Genomic DNA, 16,857 nt, shown 5'->3' on the forward strand with positions numbered 1-16,857 from the left:
ACGGTACCATGATGGGCATGCGGATGCCATATGAGTCGACCGGGCGCACCCGGCAGAAGTCCCGCACCCGGCAGGCGCTGGTCGAGGCCACCCGTGAGCTGCTGGCCGACGGGCTGACGCCGCGGGTGGAGGACGCCGCCGCACACAGCGGCATCTCCCGCACGACGGCATACCGCTACTTCGCCAACCAGCACTCGCTCCTGCTGGCGGCACAGCCCCAGATCCAGCCCGACACGCTGCTCGATGCCACCGCCCCGACCGAGCCTCGCGCCCGGATGACGGCGTTCATGGACGCGTTCACGGCCTACAACCTCCAGTGGGAGCCCCAGCTCCGCTCCGCCCTGCGGCTCTCCCTGGCCGCTCCACGGGACACCGCCGTGCCGACCCCTGACCGTCCAGAGCTCCGGTTCGCAGCTGCCCGCGCCCACACCGGCCGCCACGACGACACCGTTTGGCACGCACCGCCCCCAGCTGCGACACGGCAGGGGCACCCGGACAGCGACCCCACCTCGACGCAGCCGGACAGCAGTGCACCAGCCGGTACCGACAGCAGTGGATCAGCCGGCACGGAGCAGCCCCTCCTCCGCCGCGGCAGGGCAATCGGCTGGATCGAGGACGCACTTCGCCCCCTTGCCGACAGCCACCCCGCCATCGACCGGCGGTCCCTCGCCGTCGCCATCCGATCCGCCACCGGCATCGAGTCACTGATCTGGTTGATCGACATCGCCGCCCAGACCCGTGACCAGGCCGCCGCGACCGTTCAAGGCACCGCCCTGGCCCTCTTGGACGCCGCCATGAACCAAGCCCCACCTCAGCAAGCCAGCCGAGCAGACAACGGCCTCCACCGGCAGCCCACACCGGGGTAGAGACGCGGCGGCAGCCAGTGTCGGTCGGGCACGGCGGCAGCCAGTGCCGGTCGGGCACGGCGGCAGCCAGCGCCGCTCAGACACAACAGGAGTTGGCGTCGGTCAGGCACAGCTCAGCTCACGCCGCGAGGACCGTCCGCAGCGGCTGAGGAGCCCGAGACATCCGGCGGCGGCCCACGCCGCCGGATGACGCTCGGCGAAAGCCCGGACCGTATCGGCACGCCCGCGACCCACATCGCGGGAGACGTCACACGGACACGACGGAATCAATGGTGGCGAATCGAGGGCTGCTTTTGGAGGTCGTAAAGCTGAGAAAAGGGCAACGAACGAATGCGGGCGCTTGCTTTGTCATAGGTGTTCCGGTTTAGGCTTGGCCCATGTCCGCGAGCGCCGCACCCGTTGTCCACCTGGCTCGGCCGCACCGGCCGGTGGTGGTGGCCGGCACCCTGGCGGAATTGCGCGGGCCGACGTGCGGGTTCGTCGAGTTGCCGTTGCGCCTGTGGTGGCATCCGCAGCGGGCGTTCGATCTGTCGCAGCGCACGATGCTCTTGTGGATGTATGAAAATGTGCTGCGGGAATCGATCCGGGTCGACGAGTTGCGCGCGTTTCTGGATGGCGCGACCCTGGTCCGGGTCTGGTCCGAGCTGAACCTTCCGCGCGGCGTCCGCGCCGCCTGGGAGGCCCGGCATCCCAGGCTGCGGCTCCGCGCGGCCGCCTGAAGAGCGTAAAAGCCAGAACGGCCGACACAAGCGAACCCGGACCCGGCCGACACGAGCAAAGCCGGACCCGGCCGACACAAGCAAAGCCGCACCCGGCCGACACAAGCAAACCTGGACCCGGCCGACACAAGCAAACCTGGACCCGGCCGACACAAGCGAAGCCGCACCCGGCCGACCAGCGGACGACAGCGAACCAACCAGAAGCGAGCCGGACCCTCACCGATGAACGTCGACGACTTCTACCGTGACGTCGCCCGGATCGCCTTGGCGGTCGCCGACAAGCACGGGTTCGTTCTCGGCGGCGGCGTCGCCTGGCTGGTCAACGGACTGGTCGCGCGGCCGACCGAGGACATCGACCTGTTCACCGACACGGCGGGCGGGGTGACCGCGGCGGCCGGCGAGGTGACCTCGGCGCTGACCGGGGCGGGCTACCGGGTGGTCCGCGAGGAGGGCGACGAACTGTTTCCCGGCATGGACGCCGACATCCAGGAGTTCCTGGTCGCCGGCGAGCATCGGGCGCTGCGCCTGACCCTGTGCCGCCTGGACCGCCGCCGCACCCCGGTGGTGATGGACCTGGGTCCGGTCATGCACCTGGACGATCTCGTCGCCACCAAGGTCGCCGCGCTGGTGAACCGCCGCGAGGTCCGCGACTACATCGACGTCGCGGCCGCGCTCGAACGGTATCCGCTGGATCGGATCCTGGAGTTGGCGTACGCCGCCGATCCGGCCCTGGATCCGGAGGACATCGCCGACGCGGGCCGTTACCTGGACCGCCTGGATGATGCCCGCTTCACCCTGTACGGCCTGGATCCCGCCCAGATCAGCGATCTTCGTGACCGGCTGTCCGCGTGGCCCCGCGATTAGGCCGGATTGACGGGAACCGCCCCCGGCCCGCTAACGTCTCACTCCCATGAGGAAGTGGATTTTCGCCCTGCCCGCGTTGGCACTGGTCGCCGGTGGTTGCGGTTCGGCTCAGGCCACCCAGCCCGACAAGGTCACCGGCCTGCACGACAAGTGGGTGTCCTGCGAACAGGCGCGCAAGGATGAGGCCGGCGCACCGTCCGGCGCCCGGCTCAACGACGCGTTCAAGCCGGTCGCCGCGGTGGTCTGCCAGATCCGGCCGGTGCCGCGGGCCGATGGCAGCAGCGCGCCGGTGGAGCAGCGGGTGACCGACATCTCGGAGCTGGTCACGGCTCTGCGCCTGCCGGATGACACGGCGTCCCGGTCGCCGGTCTGCACCAAGATCTTCATCGCGCCGCCGTGGATCGCCCTGCTCGACGACCAGAACCGGTGGATCCACCCGTCGATCCCGGTCGACCAGTGTCACAAGCCGCGCACCGAGGTGCTGACCGCGGTCGGGAAGTCACGCCCGCGGTGACGAGGTGCGGGCGATCACCCCGACCGCGAGGACGCACAGCAGTCCGCCGCTGACCAGTGCGACCGGTCCGGAGAATGCTCCGGCGACCAGGCCGGCCCGCATGTTGCCGACGTCCGGGCCGGCCTGGCCGACGATCTGCTCGGCGGCGGCGGCCCGGCCGAGCAGTGCGGCCGGGGTGTGCTGTTGGATGACGGTGGCCCGGGACACGACGGAGACGGTGTCGGCGAGCCCGGCCAGGGCCAGGCAGCCCAGGCTCAGCCACGGGTCGGTGACCAGACCGAACGCCGCGAGCGCCAGCCCCCACAGGATGGCGCCGCCGAGCATGGTCAGGCCGGGGCGGCCGAGCCGGGTGTAGGTGCCGGACAGCAGCGACGCGATCACCCCGCCGACCGCGACCGAGGTGAGGAACAGTCCGAAGGTGCGTTCGCCGCCGCCGAAGCGTTCCGCGTTGATCAGCGGGAACAGGCTGATCGGCATGGCGAGCACGGTGGCCGCGAGGTCGGTGAGCAGGGCGCCGCGGACAGCCCGGTTGTGCGCCATGAACCGCAGTCCTTCGCCGACGGCGCGGAGCCCGGAGCGGCCGGGTTCGGCGCCGCCGGGCAGGGACGGCAGCCCGGCGATGCCGTACAGCGCGGCGAGGAAGGTCAGGGTGTCGACCAGGTAGCAGCCACCGACACCGAGCCAGCCGAGCATGAGGCCGCCGAGGGCCGGCCCGGCGAGCATCGCCGCCTGGAACGAGATGTGCTTGAGGGCGAGCCCGGCCGGGAGTTCCTCGGCCGTGAGCAGGTGGGGCAGGAAGGTCCGCTGGGCGGGGCCGCCGGCCGCGACGAAGCAGGCCTGCACGACGACCAGGGCGAGCAGCCCGGTGACCGGCAGCAGCCCGAGGAAGCCCTGCACGGTGAGCAGCGCGGAGCACAGGGTGAGTCCGGCGGTGGTGCCGAGGCTGAGCCGGCGCCGATCGGCCCGGTCGGCGAGCGCGCCGGCGAACAGCCCGAACACCACGATCGGCAGCGCCTGCGCGAGCGCGACCGCGCCGGTCCACACCGTGCTGTGGGTCTGCCGCCACACCTGGTACATCACGGCGACCAGGGTCATCTGCGTGCCCAGCCCGGACAGCAGCCCGCCCGCCCACAACCGGCGGAAGGCCGGCGAGCTCCGCAGCGGCCGGAGGTCGATCAGCGCCGCACTCAGCCCCACGCCGGATCCCCGGCGAGGCCGCAGGCCGGATCCCCGGCGAGGCCCCACGCCGGGTCCCCGGCGAGCCGCTCGGCGATCCGGTCGCGGAAGCTCTTGCGGCTTAGGGCCGCTTCGATGTCACGCACGACGCGGAGCATCCCGTACGGAATCTCGGCTTCGATCTCGGCGACGGCCTCCTCGGTGGCCCGCCATTCGGCGGCGAGCCGGTCGGCGACCGCTGCGGCCTTGGCGGTCAGTGCCACCTTCTTGGTGCGCCCGTCAGCCCCGGCCGTGGTCCGCACCCATCCGGCGGCGCGCATCGCGGACACCTTCTGGCTCATCGCCGAGTGGGTCCGCCCCACCGCCGCGGCCAGCTCGGTGATCGTCATCGGCCCGCCGGCATGCAGCTTGATCAGCTCTTTCACCCAGGTGCTCTTGAGCCCGCCGAGGTCGGCCGCGGCGTAGAGCCGGGCGATGTCGGCGTCCAGGGCCGCCTGCAGATCCCACAGGGGCCGCCAGACCGCCCGGTCGGTCGGATCGATGAAGTTCACCACGCCGGGATCCTAACAGCACTTATATAACCACTGTTACAAAGTCGGGATTTGACATCTACAACTCCGTAGAACACAGTGTCGATACCGAGTTAGGATTGGCTAACCTTTGGAGCTCCATGACCGCCATCTACCTCATCGGACTGCGTGAGGGCCTGGAGATCACGCTCGTGGTCTCGATTCTCGTGGCCTTCCTGGTCAAGAGCGACCGGCGTCCGCTGCTGCGCCCGGTCTGGGCCGGCGTCGCGCTGGCCGCGGTGATCTCCATCGGTTTCGCGGTCCTGCTGCAGGTCGGCATCGCCGAGCTCAGCTCCACCAACCAGGAGCTGTTCGAGGGGATCGCGTCGTTCGTCGCCGTGCTCTTCGTCACCTGGATGATCTTCTGGATGCGCCGGATGGCCCGCCACATCGGCGCGGACCTGCGCGACCGGATGGAGGGCGCGATCCAGGTCGGCCCGCTCGCGGTGGCCGGCGTCGCGTTCCTCGCGGTGATCCGGGAGGGTTTGGAGACGTCGATCCTGTTCTACGCGGCCGCGCAGGGCGCCACCGACGCCAAGCCGCTGATCGGCATCACGCTGGGCATGCTCACCGCGATCGTGCTCGGCTGGCTGCTCTACTTCGGCGCCGTCAAGGTCAACCTCGGGACGTTCTTCAAGTGGACCGGCGCGCTGCTGGTGCTGGTCGCCGCCGGCATCTTCAAGTACGGCTTCCACGGCCTGCAGGAGGCCAACGTCCTGGGCGGTCTGGACAAGACCGCGTTCGATCTGACCGACAGCTTCCCGCCCACCGCGTGGTACGCGGAGCTGCTCCGCGGCATGATCAACTTTACGCCCGCGCCCACCGTGATCGAGACGGTCGCCTGGCTGGCGTACGGGATCCCGGTCCTCATTCTCTTCCTCTGGCCGGCGCGCCCCCAGCGCCCGGCCGCCGCCTCCCCCACCACCCCCGCCACCACCGCCTCCTAGGAGAACGATGAACACCGCACGACTGCTGACCGCAGGCGCCGCAGCCGCGCTACTCCTGACGGGATGCGCCGACAAGGGCGCCGACAAAGCGGGTTCGGGCGCCGCCGGCACCGGCAAGATCACGGTGGCGGCCTCGGACACCGAGTGCAAGGTCGACCGCGGCACCGCCGGCGCCGGCACGGTCACCTTCGGCGTCACCAACAAGGGCTCCAAGATCAACGAGTTCTACGTGTACGCGGCCGGCGACCGGATCATGGGCGAGATCGAGAACATCGCGCCCGGCCTGTCCCGCGAGCTGATCGTCGAGCTCCCCGCCGGGTCGTACGAGACCGCCTGCAAGCCCGGCATGGTCGGCAAGGGCATCCGCAACGCCTTCCAGGTGTCCGGTTCGGCCGCCCCGCTGACCGAGGACGCCAAGCTGGCCCAGGCCACCGCCGACTACCAGCGCTACGTCAAGTCGCAGACCGGCGCCCTGATCGAACAGACCACCGCGTTCGTCGCCGCGGTCAAGGCCGGCGACGTGGCGAAGGCGAAGGCGCTGTACCCGGTCGCCCGCACCTACTGGGAGCGGATCGAGCCGGTCGCCGAGAGCTTCGGCGACCTCGACCCGAAGATCGACGCCCGCGACGGCGACGTGGAGGCCGGCCAGGAGTGGACCGGCTTCCACAAGATCGAGAAGGACCTCTGGGCGACCAAGGACATCACCAAGGACGGCCCGGTCGCCGATCAGCTGCTCAAGGACGTCCAGACCATCGTCACCAAGGCGGAATCGGTCACCTTCTCTCCGGTGGAGCTCGCCAACGGTGCCAAGGGCCTGCTCGACGAGGTCGCCACCGGCAAGATCACCGGCGAGGAGGACCGCTACTCGCACACCGACCTGTGGGACTTCGCCGCCAACATCGAGGGCTCGCAGGGCGCCATCCAGGCCCTCCGCCCGGCCCTGCAGGACCGCGACCCGGCCCTGGTCAAGACCCTCGACGACAATTTCGCCAAGGTCCAGGCCGCGCTCGACAAGCACCGCGCCGGCGACGGCTGGAAGCTGCACAACCAGCTCACCCAGGCCGACCTCAAGGAACTCAGCGACGACATCAACGCCCTCGCCGAACCGATCAGCAGGGTGGCGGCGCTGGTCGCCAAGAAGTAACCGCATCGGACCGGCCCGGACGCGAGGCGTCGTCGCACGTCCGGGCCCACAACACCCCTCGGCAAGACCGCAAGCAGGATCCCCCGGAAAGAGGTTCGTGGCATGGAACGGCGCAGAGTGCTCGGGTTGGCAGGCGCCGGCGCGGCCGGAGTGGCCGTCGCCGGAGCCGGTGCGGTGGCCCTGACCCACCGCGACTCCGCCGCGACTCCGGCATCCGGCGCCGGCTCCGCGGCGGACGCCGCCGGGGCGATTCCGTTCTACGGGGCACGGCAGGCCGGGATCGTCACCCCGGCCCAGGACCGGCTGCACTTCTGCGCCTTCGACGTGATCACCAACGACAAGGCCGCCCTGATCGACATGCTGCAGGACTGGACGGCCGCGGCCGCCCGGATGACCCAGGGCCGGGACGCCGGCACGTTCGGCGCGGTCGGCGGCTCGCTGGAGGCCCCGCCGGACGACACCGGCGAGGCGCTCGGCCTGCCCGCCGCCGGTCTCACCCTGACCATCGGTTTCGGCCCCACGCTGTTCCGCGACGCGCAGGGCCGGGACCGGTTCGGGATCGCCGCGAAACGCCCGGCCGCCCTGGCCGACCTGCCGAAATTCCCCCGCGACGCGCTCGAGGAGGCGATCTCCGGCGGCGACATCGGCGTGCAGGCCTGCGCCCACGACCCGCAGGTCGCCGTGCACGCGATCCGCAACCTGGCCCGGATCGGCATGGGCAAGGTCAGCGTCCGCTGGTCCCAGCTGGGCTTCGGCCGCACCTCCTCCACCTCCACCACCCAGGCCACCCCGCGCAACCTGTTCGGTTTCAAGGACGGCACCCGCAACCTCAAGGCGGAGGAGCCGGCCCAGCTCGACGAGCACCTCTGGGTCCAGCCCGGCGACGGCCCGGACTGGATGACCGGCGGCTCCTACCTGGTCACCCGCAAGATCCGGATGCTGGTCGAGACCTGGGACCGCTCGTCGCTGACCGAGCAGCAGACGATCATCGGCCGGGACAAGGGCGAGGGCGCCCCGCTCTCCGGCCGGCAGGAGCACGACGAGCCGGACTTCAAAGCCCAGGACGGCGAGGGCCAGCCGGTCATCCCGGTCGACTCGCACCTGCGCCTGGCCCACCCGGATCAGAACGCCGGCGCCCGCATCCTGCGCCGCGGCTACAACTTCGTCGACGGCTCCGACGGCCTGGGCCGGCTGAACGCCGGTCTGTTCTTCATGGCCTACCAGCGGGACCCGCGCAAACAGTTCGTCCCCATCCAGAACCAGCTGGCCAAACAGGATGCCCTCAACGAGTACATCCGTCACACCTCGAGCGCCCTGTTCGCCTGCCCGCCCGGCATGCCGGACGCCGGCGACTACTGGGGCCGCACCCTGTTCACCTGATCACCGCACCGGCTCAGCGGAGCGCGCTGTGCAGGAGTTCGACCAGGTCGAGGGTGGCCTCCCCGGTCCAGAGCACCGAGCTGAGCGCGACCAGGACCGGCAGCAGGACGGCGGCGCGCGGGGCTGCCACCGGCTGCGGTCGGAGCAGGTGCGCCACCCGGCGGGGAACCACACCGCCGGGGACGGCGGCGTGCAGCGCGGCCGCGGACGGGCTGCCGGCGCCGGCCAGCGCGGCCCGGCCGATCGCGTGCGCCAGGGTGCGCCGGTTGCCGAGGCGGGCGGCGGCGTGTTCGTCGGCGGCCCGTTCGATCAGGTAGTCGACGTGTCCGCCGACCCACCACAGGGCCGGGTGGGCGGCGACGGCCAGCTCGGTGACCCGGGCGAGGCGGTGGTGGTGTTCGGCGAGGTGCGCGTTCTCGTGGGCGAGCAGGGCCTCGAACTGCGGGTCGGTGAGCAGGCCGCGCATCCCGGTGGTGACCACCACGTGCCCGGGGTGGCCGGGCACGGCGAACGCGCGCGGCGCCGTGTCGGGCAGCATCACCAGGTCGCCCGTACCGCGGGCCGGGACCATGGCCAGCACCCGCCGCTGCTGCCGCCAGCGCCGGATCACCGCGATCAGGCCGCCGACGAGCAGTGCCACGCTGAGCCACGGCACCCACTCGACCCCGGCCGTGTCGGCCGCGACCACCGCGGCGGACCAGCCGAACCGCCGCCCGATCGCCGGCACCTGGGCGAGCGCGTGCGCGGCCAGCAGGAGGAGGTTGAGCATGCTGGTCACCGCGACGGTCACCGCCGACCAGGCGATCACCGCGGCCGCCCGCGCGGGCGCGATCCGGTCGTCCAGCAGCCGCACCACCAGCACGGCCAGCGGCGGCACCACCACCACGGACCACAGGAAATGGTCGAACATCGCCGGCTCCCCTCCGCGCGCCCCCGCGCATGCTCCCATTCCCCCGGCGGTACCGCCCAGCCGACCGCGCGGGCGGCACCCGTAGGGTGGTCGATCATGGAGGACGACGCGATGGACGGCTGCACGGTCACGGTGTGCCGGGACTGCTGCTGTGGCAGCGCCGGCAAACATCCCACGGTGGACCACGACGCCCAGCTCGACCGGCTCGCGGCGGCGCTCGGTCCGGCTCACCGCGTACGCCGCAGTCTCTGTCTTGATGTCTGTGCCCAATCGAACGTGCTGGTGGTGCAGCCCACGCCGGCGGCGCGGCGCGACGGCGCCCGGCCGGTCTGGTTCGGCCTGGTGCTCGACGACGTGGTGCTCGACGACATCTGCGGCTGGGTGCGGGCCGGCGGGCCGGGCCGCGCCGACCTCTCCCCGATGCTGGAACTGTCCGTGATCAACGCACCCCGCGCCGCACCCGGCCTGCCCGCCGGCCGATAGACCGAGCGGGTCGCGGTCGTGGACCCACAGCGGCGGTCGATACAGTGCGGGGCGTGAGCAGACGGCGCCCGGGCCAGTTGGAGTCCGAGATCATGGCGGTGCTGGCCGACGCCGATCACCCGCTCACCCCGGGCGAGGTCCGCGACGTGCTCGATCCGGCCGGCGACGTCTCGTACAGCACCGTCGTGACCACCTTGACCCGGCTGTTCGAGAAGGGGTCCGCGGTCCGGCAGCGGGACGGCCGTGCCTTCCGCTACGGCGCGCCGCACGGTCCGGCCGGCCTGGTCGCCGACCGGATGTCCCGGCTGCTGGCGATCGAGCCGGACCGCGCCTCGGTGCTGCGCCGTTTCGTCGGCAACCTGGACGCCGACGACGAGCGCCTGCTCCGCGACCTCCTCAACGAGTAGGCAGCTCGGGCGGCCGGGACTCCACGTTGACCTGGGAGAACCAGGCGTTGACCGCGACCCGCACCTCGGGGGTGCCGGGGAGCCGCCGGACCGGCGCCAGCCGCAGCTCGTGCTGGCTGAACGCGTGTGTCCCGGTCAGGTCGACCTCCATGCCCTCGGGCACGATCACGGTCATCTGACCGAACCAGCAGGTGCCGCTGATCTCGATGACGTCCTGTCCGGTCAGCACGGACCGCAGGTCGAGCTCGGTGGAGCCGAACAGGGTGGTGGTGCGCAGGATCCGGTCCCGCAGCCGCCACCGGCCGCGCCGCCGGGTCTGACTGAAGATGGTCACCACCTTGTCGACGGTGGCGGCGGATCCGACCACCGGCTGGGCGGGCAGCCCGTCGATGGTCCGGGCGAGCTCGGCGTCGGTTTCGGCAGCCCACACCGCGCCGACCCGGACGCTGAACTCCTCCAGGGTGAGGCGTCCGTCGCCGCACGCGTGCTGGAGGAGTTCGGCGGTTCGTTCACGGTCACCGTCGGAGATCGGCGCCGGCACAGGAAGTCCCACGGCGCAGACCCTACAACCGAACGGCTACCACGTCTGCAACCGCCGCCGGGCACAGTTCACCCGACAAGATCAAAGAATCTGAGGAGCAGATCCGGACATGCGCGTACGCATCGCCGCAACCGTCGCGGTCATCGCGGCTGTGGTCAGCATCGCAGGCAGCCTGGCGGGTCCCCTTCGCGCGATCTTCGGAGCGTACTGACAAAATTGCAGGATCATGACGCTGACCGATCGCCTTCCCGGCACCGCCGAACCCGACGCCGTCTTCGAAGCCTTTCAATCCTGGGTGACGGAGCAGGGCCTCACCCTGTATCCGCATCAGGAGGAGGCGCTGATCGAGATCGCGACCGGCTCCAACGTCATCCTGAACACGCCGACCGGCTCGGGTAAGAGCCTGGTCGCGGCCGGCGCGCACTTCGCCGCCCTGGCCGACGGGCGCACCACCTTCTACACCGCCCCGATCAAGGCGCTGGTCAGCGAGAAGTTCTTCGCCCTGTGCACGATCTTCGGCGCGCACAACGTCGGCATGCTGACCGGCGACGCGAGCGTGAACGCGGACGCCCCGATCATCTGCTGCACCGCCGAGGTGCTGGCCAACCTGGCGTTGCGCGAGGGTGCCCAGGCCGATGTGGGCCAGGTGGTGATGGACGAGTTCCACTTCTACGCCGAGCCGGACCGGGGCTGGGCGTGGCAGGTGCCGCTGATCGAGCTGCCGCAGGCCCAGTTCCTGCTGATGTCCGCGACGCTGGGCGACACCACCCGGTTCGTCGACGACCTGACCCGTCGGACGGGACGGGAGACCGCGACCGTCAGCAACGCCGAGCGTCCGGTGCCGCTGCTCTTCGAGTACGCGATGTCCCCGCTGCACGAGACGATCGAGGAGCTGCTCACCACGAAGCAGGCGCCGGTCTACATCGTGCACTTCACCCAGGCGGCCGCGCTGGAGCGGGCGCAGTCGCTGATGAGCATCAACATGTGCACCCGCGACGAGAAGGACGCGATCGCCAAGGCGATCGGCAATTTCCGCTTCGCGGCCGGTTTCGGGCGTACGCTGTCGCGGCTGATCCGGCACGGCATCGGCGTGCACCACGCCGGCATGCTGCCGAAGTACCGGCGTCTGGTGGAGACCCTGGCCCAGGCCGGTCTGCTGAAGGTGATCTGCGGGACGGACACGCTCGGCGTCGGGATCAACGTGCCGATCCGCACCGTGCTGTTCACCGGCCTGTCGAAGTACGACGGGGTGAAGACCCGGCTGCTCAAGGCCCGGGAGTTCCACCAGATCGCCGGGCGCGCCGGGCGGGCCGGCTACGACACCATCGGCACGGTGATCGTGCAGGCGCCGGAGCATGTGATCGACAACGAGCGCGCCCTGGCGAAGGCCGGTGACGACCCGAAGAAGCGGCGCAAGGTGGTCCGCAAGAAGCCGCCGGAGGGTCAGATCGGCTGGGGCCGGCCCACCTTCGACCGGCTGGTCGAGGCGGATCCGGAGCCGCTCACCTCGTCGTTCCAGGTGTCGCACGCGATGCTGCTCAACGTGGTGGCCCGCGGCGGCGACCCGTACCAGGCGATGCGGCACCTGCTCACCGACAACCACGAGGAGCCGGCCGCCCAGCGCCGGCACATCCGCCGGGCCATCGCGATCGCCCGCGCGCTGATCGCCGGCGGCGTCCTGGAACGTACCGACGAGGGCGTCTACAAGCTGGTCGACGACCTGCAGCTGGACTTCGCGCTGAACCAGGCGCTGTCCCCGTTCGCGCTGGCCTGCCTGGAGCTGCTGGACAGGGAGGCCCCGGAGTATCCGTTAGACGTGGTCTCGGTGATCGAGGCGACCCTGGAGGACCCGCGCCAGGTGGTCTCCGCGCAACGGCAGAAGGCGCGCGGCGAGGCGGTCAACGCGATGAAGGCCGAGGGCATCGAGTACGAGGAGCGGATGGCGCTGCTCGAGGACGTGACCTGGCCGCAGCCGTTGCTGGAGCTGCTGGAGGGCGCGTACGAGACGTACCGGCGCGGCCACCCGTGGGTCGGCGACTACGAGATCAAGCCGAAGTCCGTGGTCCGCGACATGTACGAGCGGGCCATGACGTTCACCGAGTACATCTCCTTCTACGGGCTGTCCCGCTCGGAGGGGCTGGTGCTGCGCTACCTGGCCGACGCGTACCGGGCGCTGCGCCAGACCGTACCGGAGGACGCCCGCACCGAGGAGTTGGGCGACCTGATCGAGTGGCTCGGCGAGCTGGTCCGCCAGGTCGACTCCAGCCTGCTCGACGAGTGGGAGCGGCTGCGCAACCCGGGCGCGGTGATCGAGGAGGTGCGGATCGACGACAAGCCGCCCGCGGTCACCCGCAACGTGCGCGCGTTCAAGGTGCTGGTCCGCAACGCCCTGTTCCGCCGGGTCGAGCTGGCCGCCCTGGGCCGCTACGCCGAGCTCGGCGAGCTGGACGGCGAGACCTCCGGCTGGACCACGGACCGGTGGCGGGACGCGATCGAGAGCTACTTCGACGAGTACGACGAGCTGGGCATCGGCTCGTCGGCGCGCGGCCCGCAGTTCCTGCAGATCGAGACGAGCCCGGCGATGTGGAGCGTCCGGCAGGTCTTCGAGGACCCGGCCGGCGACCGGGACTGGGGCATCGACGCCACGATCGACCTCGCCGAGTCCGACGAGATCGGCGGCGCGGCGATCCGGATCGTCGCGGTCGGCCCGCACTGACCGGTACGGGCATGTACCGCACCGCGGTGCATGCCCGCCTAGCGTCGGGGCATGACGCCTCGACCCTCCGCCGACCCGGCGATCGGCGACCGGATCCGGGACCGCCGCCTGCGGCGTGGCTGGAGCATCCGGTTCGCCGCGAGCCGTGCCGGTGTCTCACACGCCACCTGGAGCCGGATCGAGCGCGGCCGGCAGGCCGCCGACAACCGGTTCATGCTCGCCGATCTGGCCGCCGCCCTGGACTGTTCCCCCGCCGAGCTGGCCGGGACGGCGGTGCCGGCCGGGGATCGGGAGGCGGTCGCCGCGCACGCCGCCGTGCACGCCGTCCGCCAGGCCCTGGTCGACCTGGACCTGACCGCGACGCCTGCCTCACTTCCGGCACTCCCGTCGCTCCCGGAACTGACCCGGACGGCCGCGCTGCTGGACACGCTGCGGCAGGCCTGCGACTACGCCGGCGCCGGACGGCTGCTGCCCGGGCTGCTCCGCGGCCTGCACGCCGCGACCGGCTCCGAGCAGCGGCCGGCCGCCCTGCGGCTGCTCTGCGAGGTCACCTTCATCGCCTCGTCGGTGCTGCGCAATCTCGGCCATCCGGCCGAGGCATGGCTGGGCGCGGAACGCTGCCGGGACGCGGCCGAGGCGGCGCGGGATCCGATCCTGCGGGGGTACGCCGGTTATTCGCGAGCCGCCGCGGCCGGCGCGTGCGGCTCCTACGACCGCGCGTACACGCTCGCCGCGCAGGCGGTGGACGAGCTGCGCCCGCACGCGGCCCGGGCCGGCTGGCCGGAGATGACCGGCTCGCTGCAGCTGATCTGCGCGGACAGCAGCCGCGGCCGGAAACGCTCCGACGACAGCCGGGCCTGGCTCACCGAGGCCGCCGCGCTGGCCGCCCGCACCGGGGAGACCACCACGCTCGGCCTGTACTTCGGCCCGACCAACGTGAACGTGTGGCGGGTCGGCATCGAATCCGACGGCGACGAGCCGGGCCGGGCGGTGGCGATCGCCCGGGAGACCGATCCGGCGGTGCTGCCGGTCGGGTTCCGGCAGGTGTTCTTCTATGCCGACACGGCGCGCGCCCTGACCCGGCTGCGTCACCGGGACCGGGAGGCGATCCGGTTCCTGCTCACCGCGGAACGGGTGGCGCCGCAGCACGTGCACACGTCGTCGCTGGTCCAGGAGACCGCGCGGGCACTGCTGGACCGGTCGCGCCGGGCGGCCGGCGGCACCGAGCTGCGTGCCCTGTGCGAACGCCTGCGGATCGGCTGACCGTCACCCCGGATCGGCCCCGGTCACCTCGGTGATCGACTCCACGGTCAGCCGGATCCCGGCCTCGGCGGCGCGGATCACCAGCTCGTCGCCGAGCGCCCGGTCCCTCCCGTCCGGGCAGTGCCACCAGCCGGAGACCCGACCGTCACCGGGGAACATCACGTCACAGTTGGTCCAGCCACCGGCGAACGGGAACGACCACAGCACCTTGGTCAGCCGGTCCACGACCGCGGCGCTGAGCGCCTCGGCGCCGAGAACCACGAGAACCCGCCGTTTCTCCGGCAGATCCGCGTAGGTGTCGGCGACGTCCAGCGCCGACTGCCGATTCAGCACCGCGGCGGCGATCCGGTGCATCCCGTTGAGAATGTCGCGGTCCTGCTGGTCGACGACGATCGGTTCGGCGAAATCGCCGTGCGCGACGAGTTCGGACCGGAGCAGGTCGACGATCCGGGCGTCGTCGGGGTCGGCCAGCAGATCGGGGATGGCCTGCTCCCACGTGTCACCGCCGACCGCGGGACGGTAGAAGGAGAGGATCTCCGCGAGCGTCACCCGGCGCACCGTCACAGGAAAAAGGCTGTCACAGCGGCGCGGATCCTGCCTATTCACCAAAAGGAGAACAGAAAAGCCACCGATTGGTGGACCGGAATACGGGCCGATCCGGTGCGGGCGGCCGGGGTGCGCGGCGGCAATCGTGCCGGAATGGAACCGTCGACCATAGCGGAATGCGTCCGGCGCGGTGCGCGGTCCCACCCGGATCCGCCACGCTGTCGGGCGAGCGTCGTCAGGAATCGGCTCCGGGGCGCGGCCGTTGATCGTACGGTGACCGGGTGGGTGACGAGGCGGCCGAGTACTACGACCGGATGCTGGTGGACGCGGAGTGGGGCGAGGCGTTCTGCCTGACCATGGTCCGCGGCCTGGCCGAGGCCGACCTGATCACCGCGTTCGGCGGCGACCCGGCGGCCGTGCTGCCGCAGGCCGAGCTCGCCCAGATCCTGGACACGTTCCCGCACGGCGCGGAACCGGCCACCCTGGTCGTCACCAGCCTCGGCGGGTGGCGGTTCGGCATCGAGGTCAACGGCGGCCAGGGCAACCGGCCGGAGGTGCTGCGCCGGGCGGCCGAGGCCGGCGACGGCACGGCGCTCAGCGTCTTCCGGGACGTCCGCGGCCGCTCCGAGTTCACGCTGGTCCGCGACGGGCGCACGATGGTGGTGCTGGACCAGGTGCGGCCGCAGCGGCGGTCCGGGGAGGAGCCGGGGCTGCTCGACGAACACGTCGGCCGGCTGCCCTTCGGCCACCAGGACGACATCATTCCCGAGGCGGCCGGTCTGGCCCTGGCGGAGCGGCTCACCGGCGTACGGCTGCCTCCCGATCTTCTGGACCGGGATCTGCCCGGCGTGGTGTTGACTCCGGTGCCCGACGATCTCGTCCCGGAGGGCGGGCGCGGCCTGGCCGCGCTCGACCATCCGTTCCTGCGGCGGATGCTCGCCGAACCGACCGCGGCGAACGTGCCGGCGATGGCCGCGTTCCGGGCGCGACTGATCGCCGAGGACGCCGGGCTGATCGGCGAACCCGCGGTGCGGGAGACGCTGAAAGCTCTGGAAGCCGGACGTGAACCGGCGCCGGAACTCCGGGCCCGGCTGCGGGACCTGCACGAACGCGACGATCCGCAGGTGATGAACGCGGTGCGGGACATCGCCGCGGCGGCTTTCCCCGCCGATGGGGACCGGTTCGGGACCGCGTACGCGATCCGGGACAGCGATCGCAGCCTGCAGGCGACGGTGCTGCGGCGGTGCGCCCAGCGGGCACTGCGGGACGCGCCGCCCCGGCCGGTGATGCCGGCCCCGAGCCCGGCGGTGTCCTCGGCGTACGCGGCGGTGGCCAAACAGTTCGCCACCTGGGACCCGGATAAGCAGCGGCGGGTGACCCGGTGGCTGGCGCGGCGGGCGTTCGAGGTGGCCGGGCTGGACACCCTGGACTGGGCGCGGCCCGCGCTGGAGGCGCTCGATCGCGGGGCGCCGCTGCCGTTCCCGGACCGGCGGGCGGTGTTCCGGCTGATCTCCGCGGCGGCGCTGGTGACCGCGGCGACCGGCCTGCCGCTGGACCGGCTGGAAGACCGGCTCACCGAGGAGCAGCGGGCCGACCTGCGAGAACGCATCGACCGTGCACCGATGGCGGTGATCACGATCTTCAACACCGCCGACCCGGACCCGGCGCGGGCGCTGGCCGACACGTTCGCCACGGCGCTGGACACCTTCCACGGACGCACCGGCGAACTGCTGGTGGAGATGCACGCCCGGTTCGCCTGACCCGTCTCCACGCCGCTGTCCGTTTCGGACCCGAGGTGACGTACTACGATGC

General features: G+C 71.6%; 17 protein-coding genes. 12 read left to right on the plus strand and 5 right to left on the minus strand.

The window, feature by feature from the left end:
• Positions 1 to 17: 17 nt before the first annotated feature.
• From ACSP50_RS44095 to ACSP50_RS21565, 4 genes are all read left to right on the plus strand, one after another.
• Positions 18 to 866 carry a TetR/AcrR family transcriptional regulator gene (locus ACSP50_RS44095; RefSeq protein WP_081493615.1) on the plus strand — a complete coding sequence of 283 codons (849 nt, stop codon included), beginning with the start codon at positions 18 to 20 and terminating at the stop codon, positions 864 to 866.
• A gap of 377 nt (positions 867 to 1,243) precedes the next feature.
• The gene (locus ACSP50_RS21555; RefSeq protein WP_014691386.1) at positions 1,244 to 1,585 is read left to right on the plus strand and encodes a hypothetical protein; all 342 of its coding nucleotides are present in this window, start codon (positions 1,244 to 1,246) and stop codon (positions 1,583 to 1,585) included.
• Positions 1,586 to 1,807: 222 nt separating this feature from the next.
• Positions 1,808 to 2,449, plus strand: a complete 642-nt coding sequence (locus ACSP50_RS21560) for a nucleotidyl transferase AbiEii/AbiGii toxin family protein (RefSeq protein WP_014691387.1) — start codon at positions 1,808 to 1,810, stop codon at positions 2,447 to 2,449.
• Between the two features lie 46 nt (positions 2,450 to 2,495).
• Entirely contained in the window at positions 2,496 to 2,963 is a 468-nt protein-coding gene (locus ACSP50_RS21565; protein WP_014691388.1) for a hypothetical protein, read from the plus strand.
• Here the strand turns inward: ACSP50_RS21565 and ACSP50_RS21570 are convergent.
• Positions 2,949 to 4,160: an MFS transporter gene (locus tag ACSP50_RS21570; RefSeq protein WP_014691389.1), complete on the minus strand. Its 1,212-nt coding sequence runs from the start codon at positions 4,158 to 4,160 to the stop codon at positions 2,949 to 2,951. The two genes, ACSP50_RS21565 and ACSP50_RS21570, sit on opposite strands and share 15 nt — an antisense overlap.
• Positions 4,151 to 4,693 carry a MarR family winged helix-turn-helix transcriptional regulator gene (locus ACSP50_RS21575; RefSeq protein WP_014691390.1) on the minus strand — a complete coding sequence of 181 codons (543 nt, stop codon included), beginning with the start codon at positions 4,691 to 4,693 and terminating at the stop codon, positions 4,151 to 4,153. The genes ACSP50_RS21570 and ACSP50_RS21575 overlap by 10 nt, the downstream gene beginning before the upstream one ends.
• A 116-nt stretch (positions 4,694 to 4,809) precedes the next feature.
• Here ACSP50_RS21575 and efeU point away from each other — a divergent pair, with 116 nt between their 5' ends.
• From efeU to efeB, 3 genes are all read left to right on the plus strand, one after another.
• Positions 4,810 to 5,655 carry an iron uptake transporter permease EfeU gene (gene efeU / locus ACSP50_RS21580; RefSeq protein ID WP_014691391.1) on the plus strand — a complete coding sequence of 282 codons (846 nt, stop codon included), beginning with the start codon at positions 4,810 to 4,812 and terminating at the stop codon, positions 5,653 to 5,655.
• A 7-nt stretch (positions 5,656 to 5,662) separates the two neighbouring features.
• Complete coding sequence (gene efeO / locus ACSP50_RS21585; protein ID WP_014691392.1) at positions 5,663 to 6,799, plus strand: iron uptake system protein EfeO; 1,137 nt, start codon at positions 5,663 to 5,665, stop codon at positions 6,797 to 6,799.
• A gap of 102 nt (positions 6,800 to 6,901) precedes the next feature.
• Entirely contained in the window at positions 6,902 to 8,179 is a 1,278-nt protein-coding gene (gene efeB / locus ACSP50_RS21590; protein WP_014691393.1) for an iron uptake transporter deferrochelatase/peroxidase subunit, read from the plus strand.
• 13 nt (positions 8,180 to 8,192) lie between these two features.
• Here efeB and ACSP50_RS21595 read toward each other — a convergent pair whose 3' ends face one another.
• Entirely contained in the window at positions 8,193 to 9,089 is an 897-nt protein-coding gene (locus ACSP50_RS21595) for a M56 family metallopeptidase (protein WP_014691394.1), read from the minus strand.
• Between the two features lie 96 nt (positions 9,090 to 9,185).
• Between ACSP50_RS21595 and ACSP50_RS21600 the strand changes: the two genes are divergently transcribed.
• Positions 9,186 to 9,572, plus strand: coding sequence for a hypothetical protein (locus ACSP50_RS21600; protein ID WP_231956681.1), 387 nt, complete (start codon positions 9,186 to 9,188; stop codon positions 9,570 to 9,572).
• 53 nt (positions 9,573 to 9,625) lie between these two features.
• Complete coding sequence (locus ACSP50_RS21605) at positions 9,626 to 9,979, plus strand: BlaI/MecI/CopY family transcriptional regulator (RefSeq protein WP_231956682.1); 354 nt, start codon at positions 9,626 to 9,628, stop codon at positions 9,977 to 9,979.
• Here ACSP50_RS21605 and ACSP50_RS21610 read toward each other — a convergent pair.
• On the minus strand, positions 9,969 to 10,532 hold the full coding sequence (locus tag ACSP50_RS21610; protein ID WP_099343832.1) for a DUF1707 domain-containing protein: 564 nt from the start codon (positions 10,530 to 10,532) through the stop codon (positions 9,969 to 9,971). The genes ACSP50_RS21605 and ACSP50_RS21610 overlap by 11 nt on opposite strands.
• 214 nt (positions 10,533 to 10,746) lie before the next feature.
• Between ACSP50_RS21610 and ACSP50_RS21615 the strand changes: the two genes are divergently transcribed.
• Positions 10,747 to 13,236, plus strand: a complete 2,490-nt coding sequence (locus ACSP50_RS21615; protein ID WP_014691399.1) for an RNA helicase — start codon at positions 10,747 to 10,749, stop codon at positions 13,234 to 13,236.
• 51 nt (positions 13,237 to 13,287) lie between these two features.
• Entirely contained in the window at positions 13,288 to 14,499 is a 1,212-nt protein-coding gene (locus ACSP50_RS21620; RefSeq protein ID WP_014691400.1) for a helix-turn-helix domain-containing protein, read from the plus strand.
• Between the two features lie 3 nt (positions 14,500 to 14,502).
• Here the strand turns inward: ACSP50_RS21620 and ACSP50_RS21625 are convergent, their stop codons facing one another.
• Positions 14,503 to 15,048: a hypothetical protein gene (locus tag ACSP50_RS21625; RefSeq protein ID WP_155123580.1), complete on the minus strand. Its 546-nt coding sequence runs from the start codon at positions 15,046 to 15,048 to the stop codon at positions 14,503 to 14,505.
• Between the two features lie 278 nt (positions 15,049 to 15,326).
• Here ACSP50_RS21625 and ACSP50_RS21630 point away from each other — a divergent pair, with 278 nt between their 5' ends.
• Entirely contained in the window at positions 15,327 to 16,805 is a 1,479-nt protein-coding gene (locus tag ACSP50_RS21630; RefSeq protein WP_014691402.1) for a DUF6461 domain-containing protein, read from the plus strand.
• The last annotated feature ends 52 nt before the right edge of the window (positions 16,806 to 16,857 follow it).

This window comes from Actinoplanes sp. SE50/110 (assembly GCF_900119315.1).
In the GTDB taxonomy this organism is placed as follows: Bacteria; Actinomycetota; Actinomycetes; order Mycobacteriales; family Micromonosporaceae; genus Actinoplanes.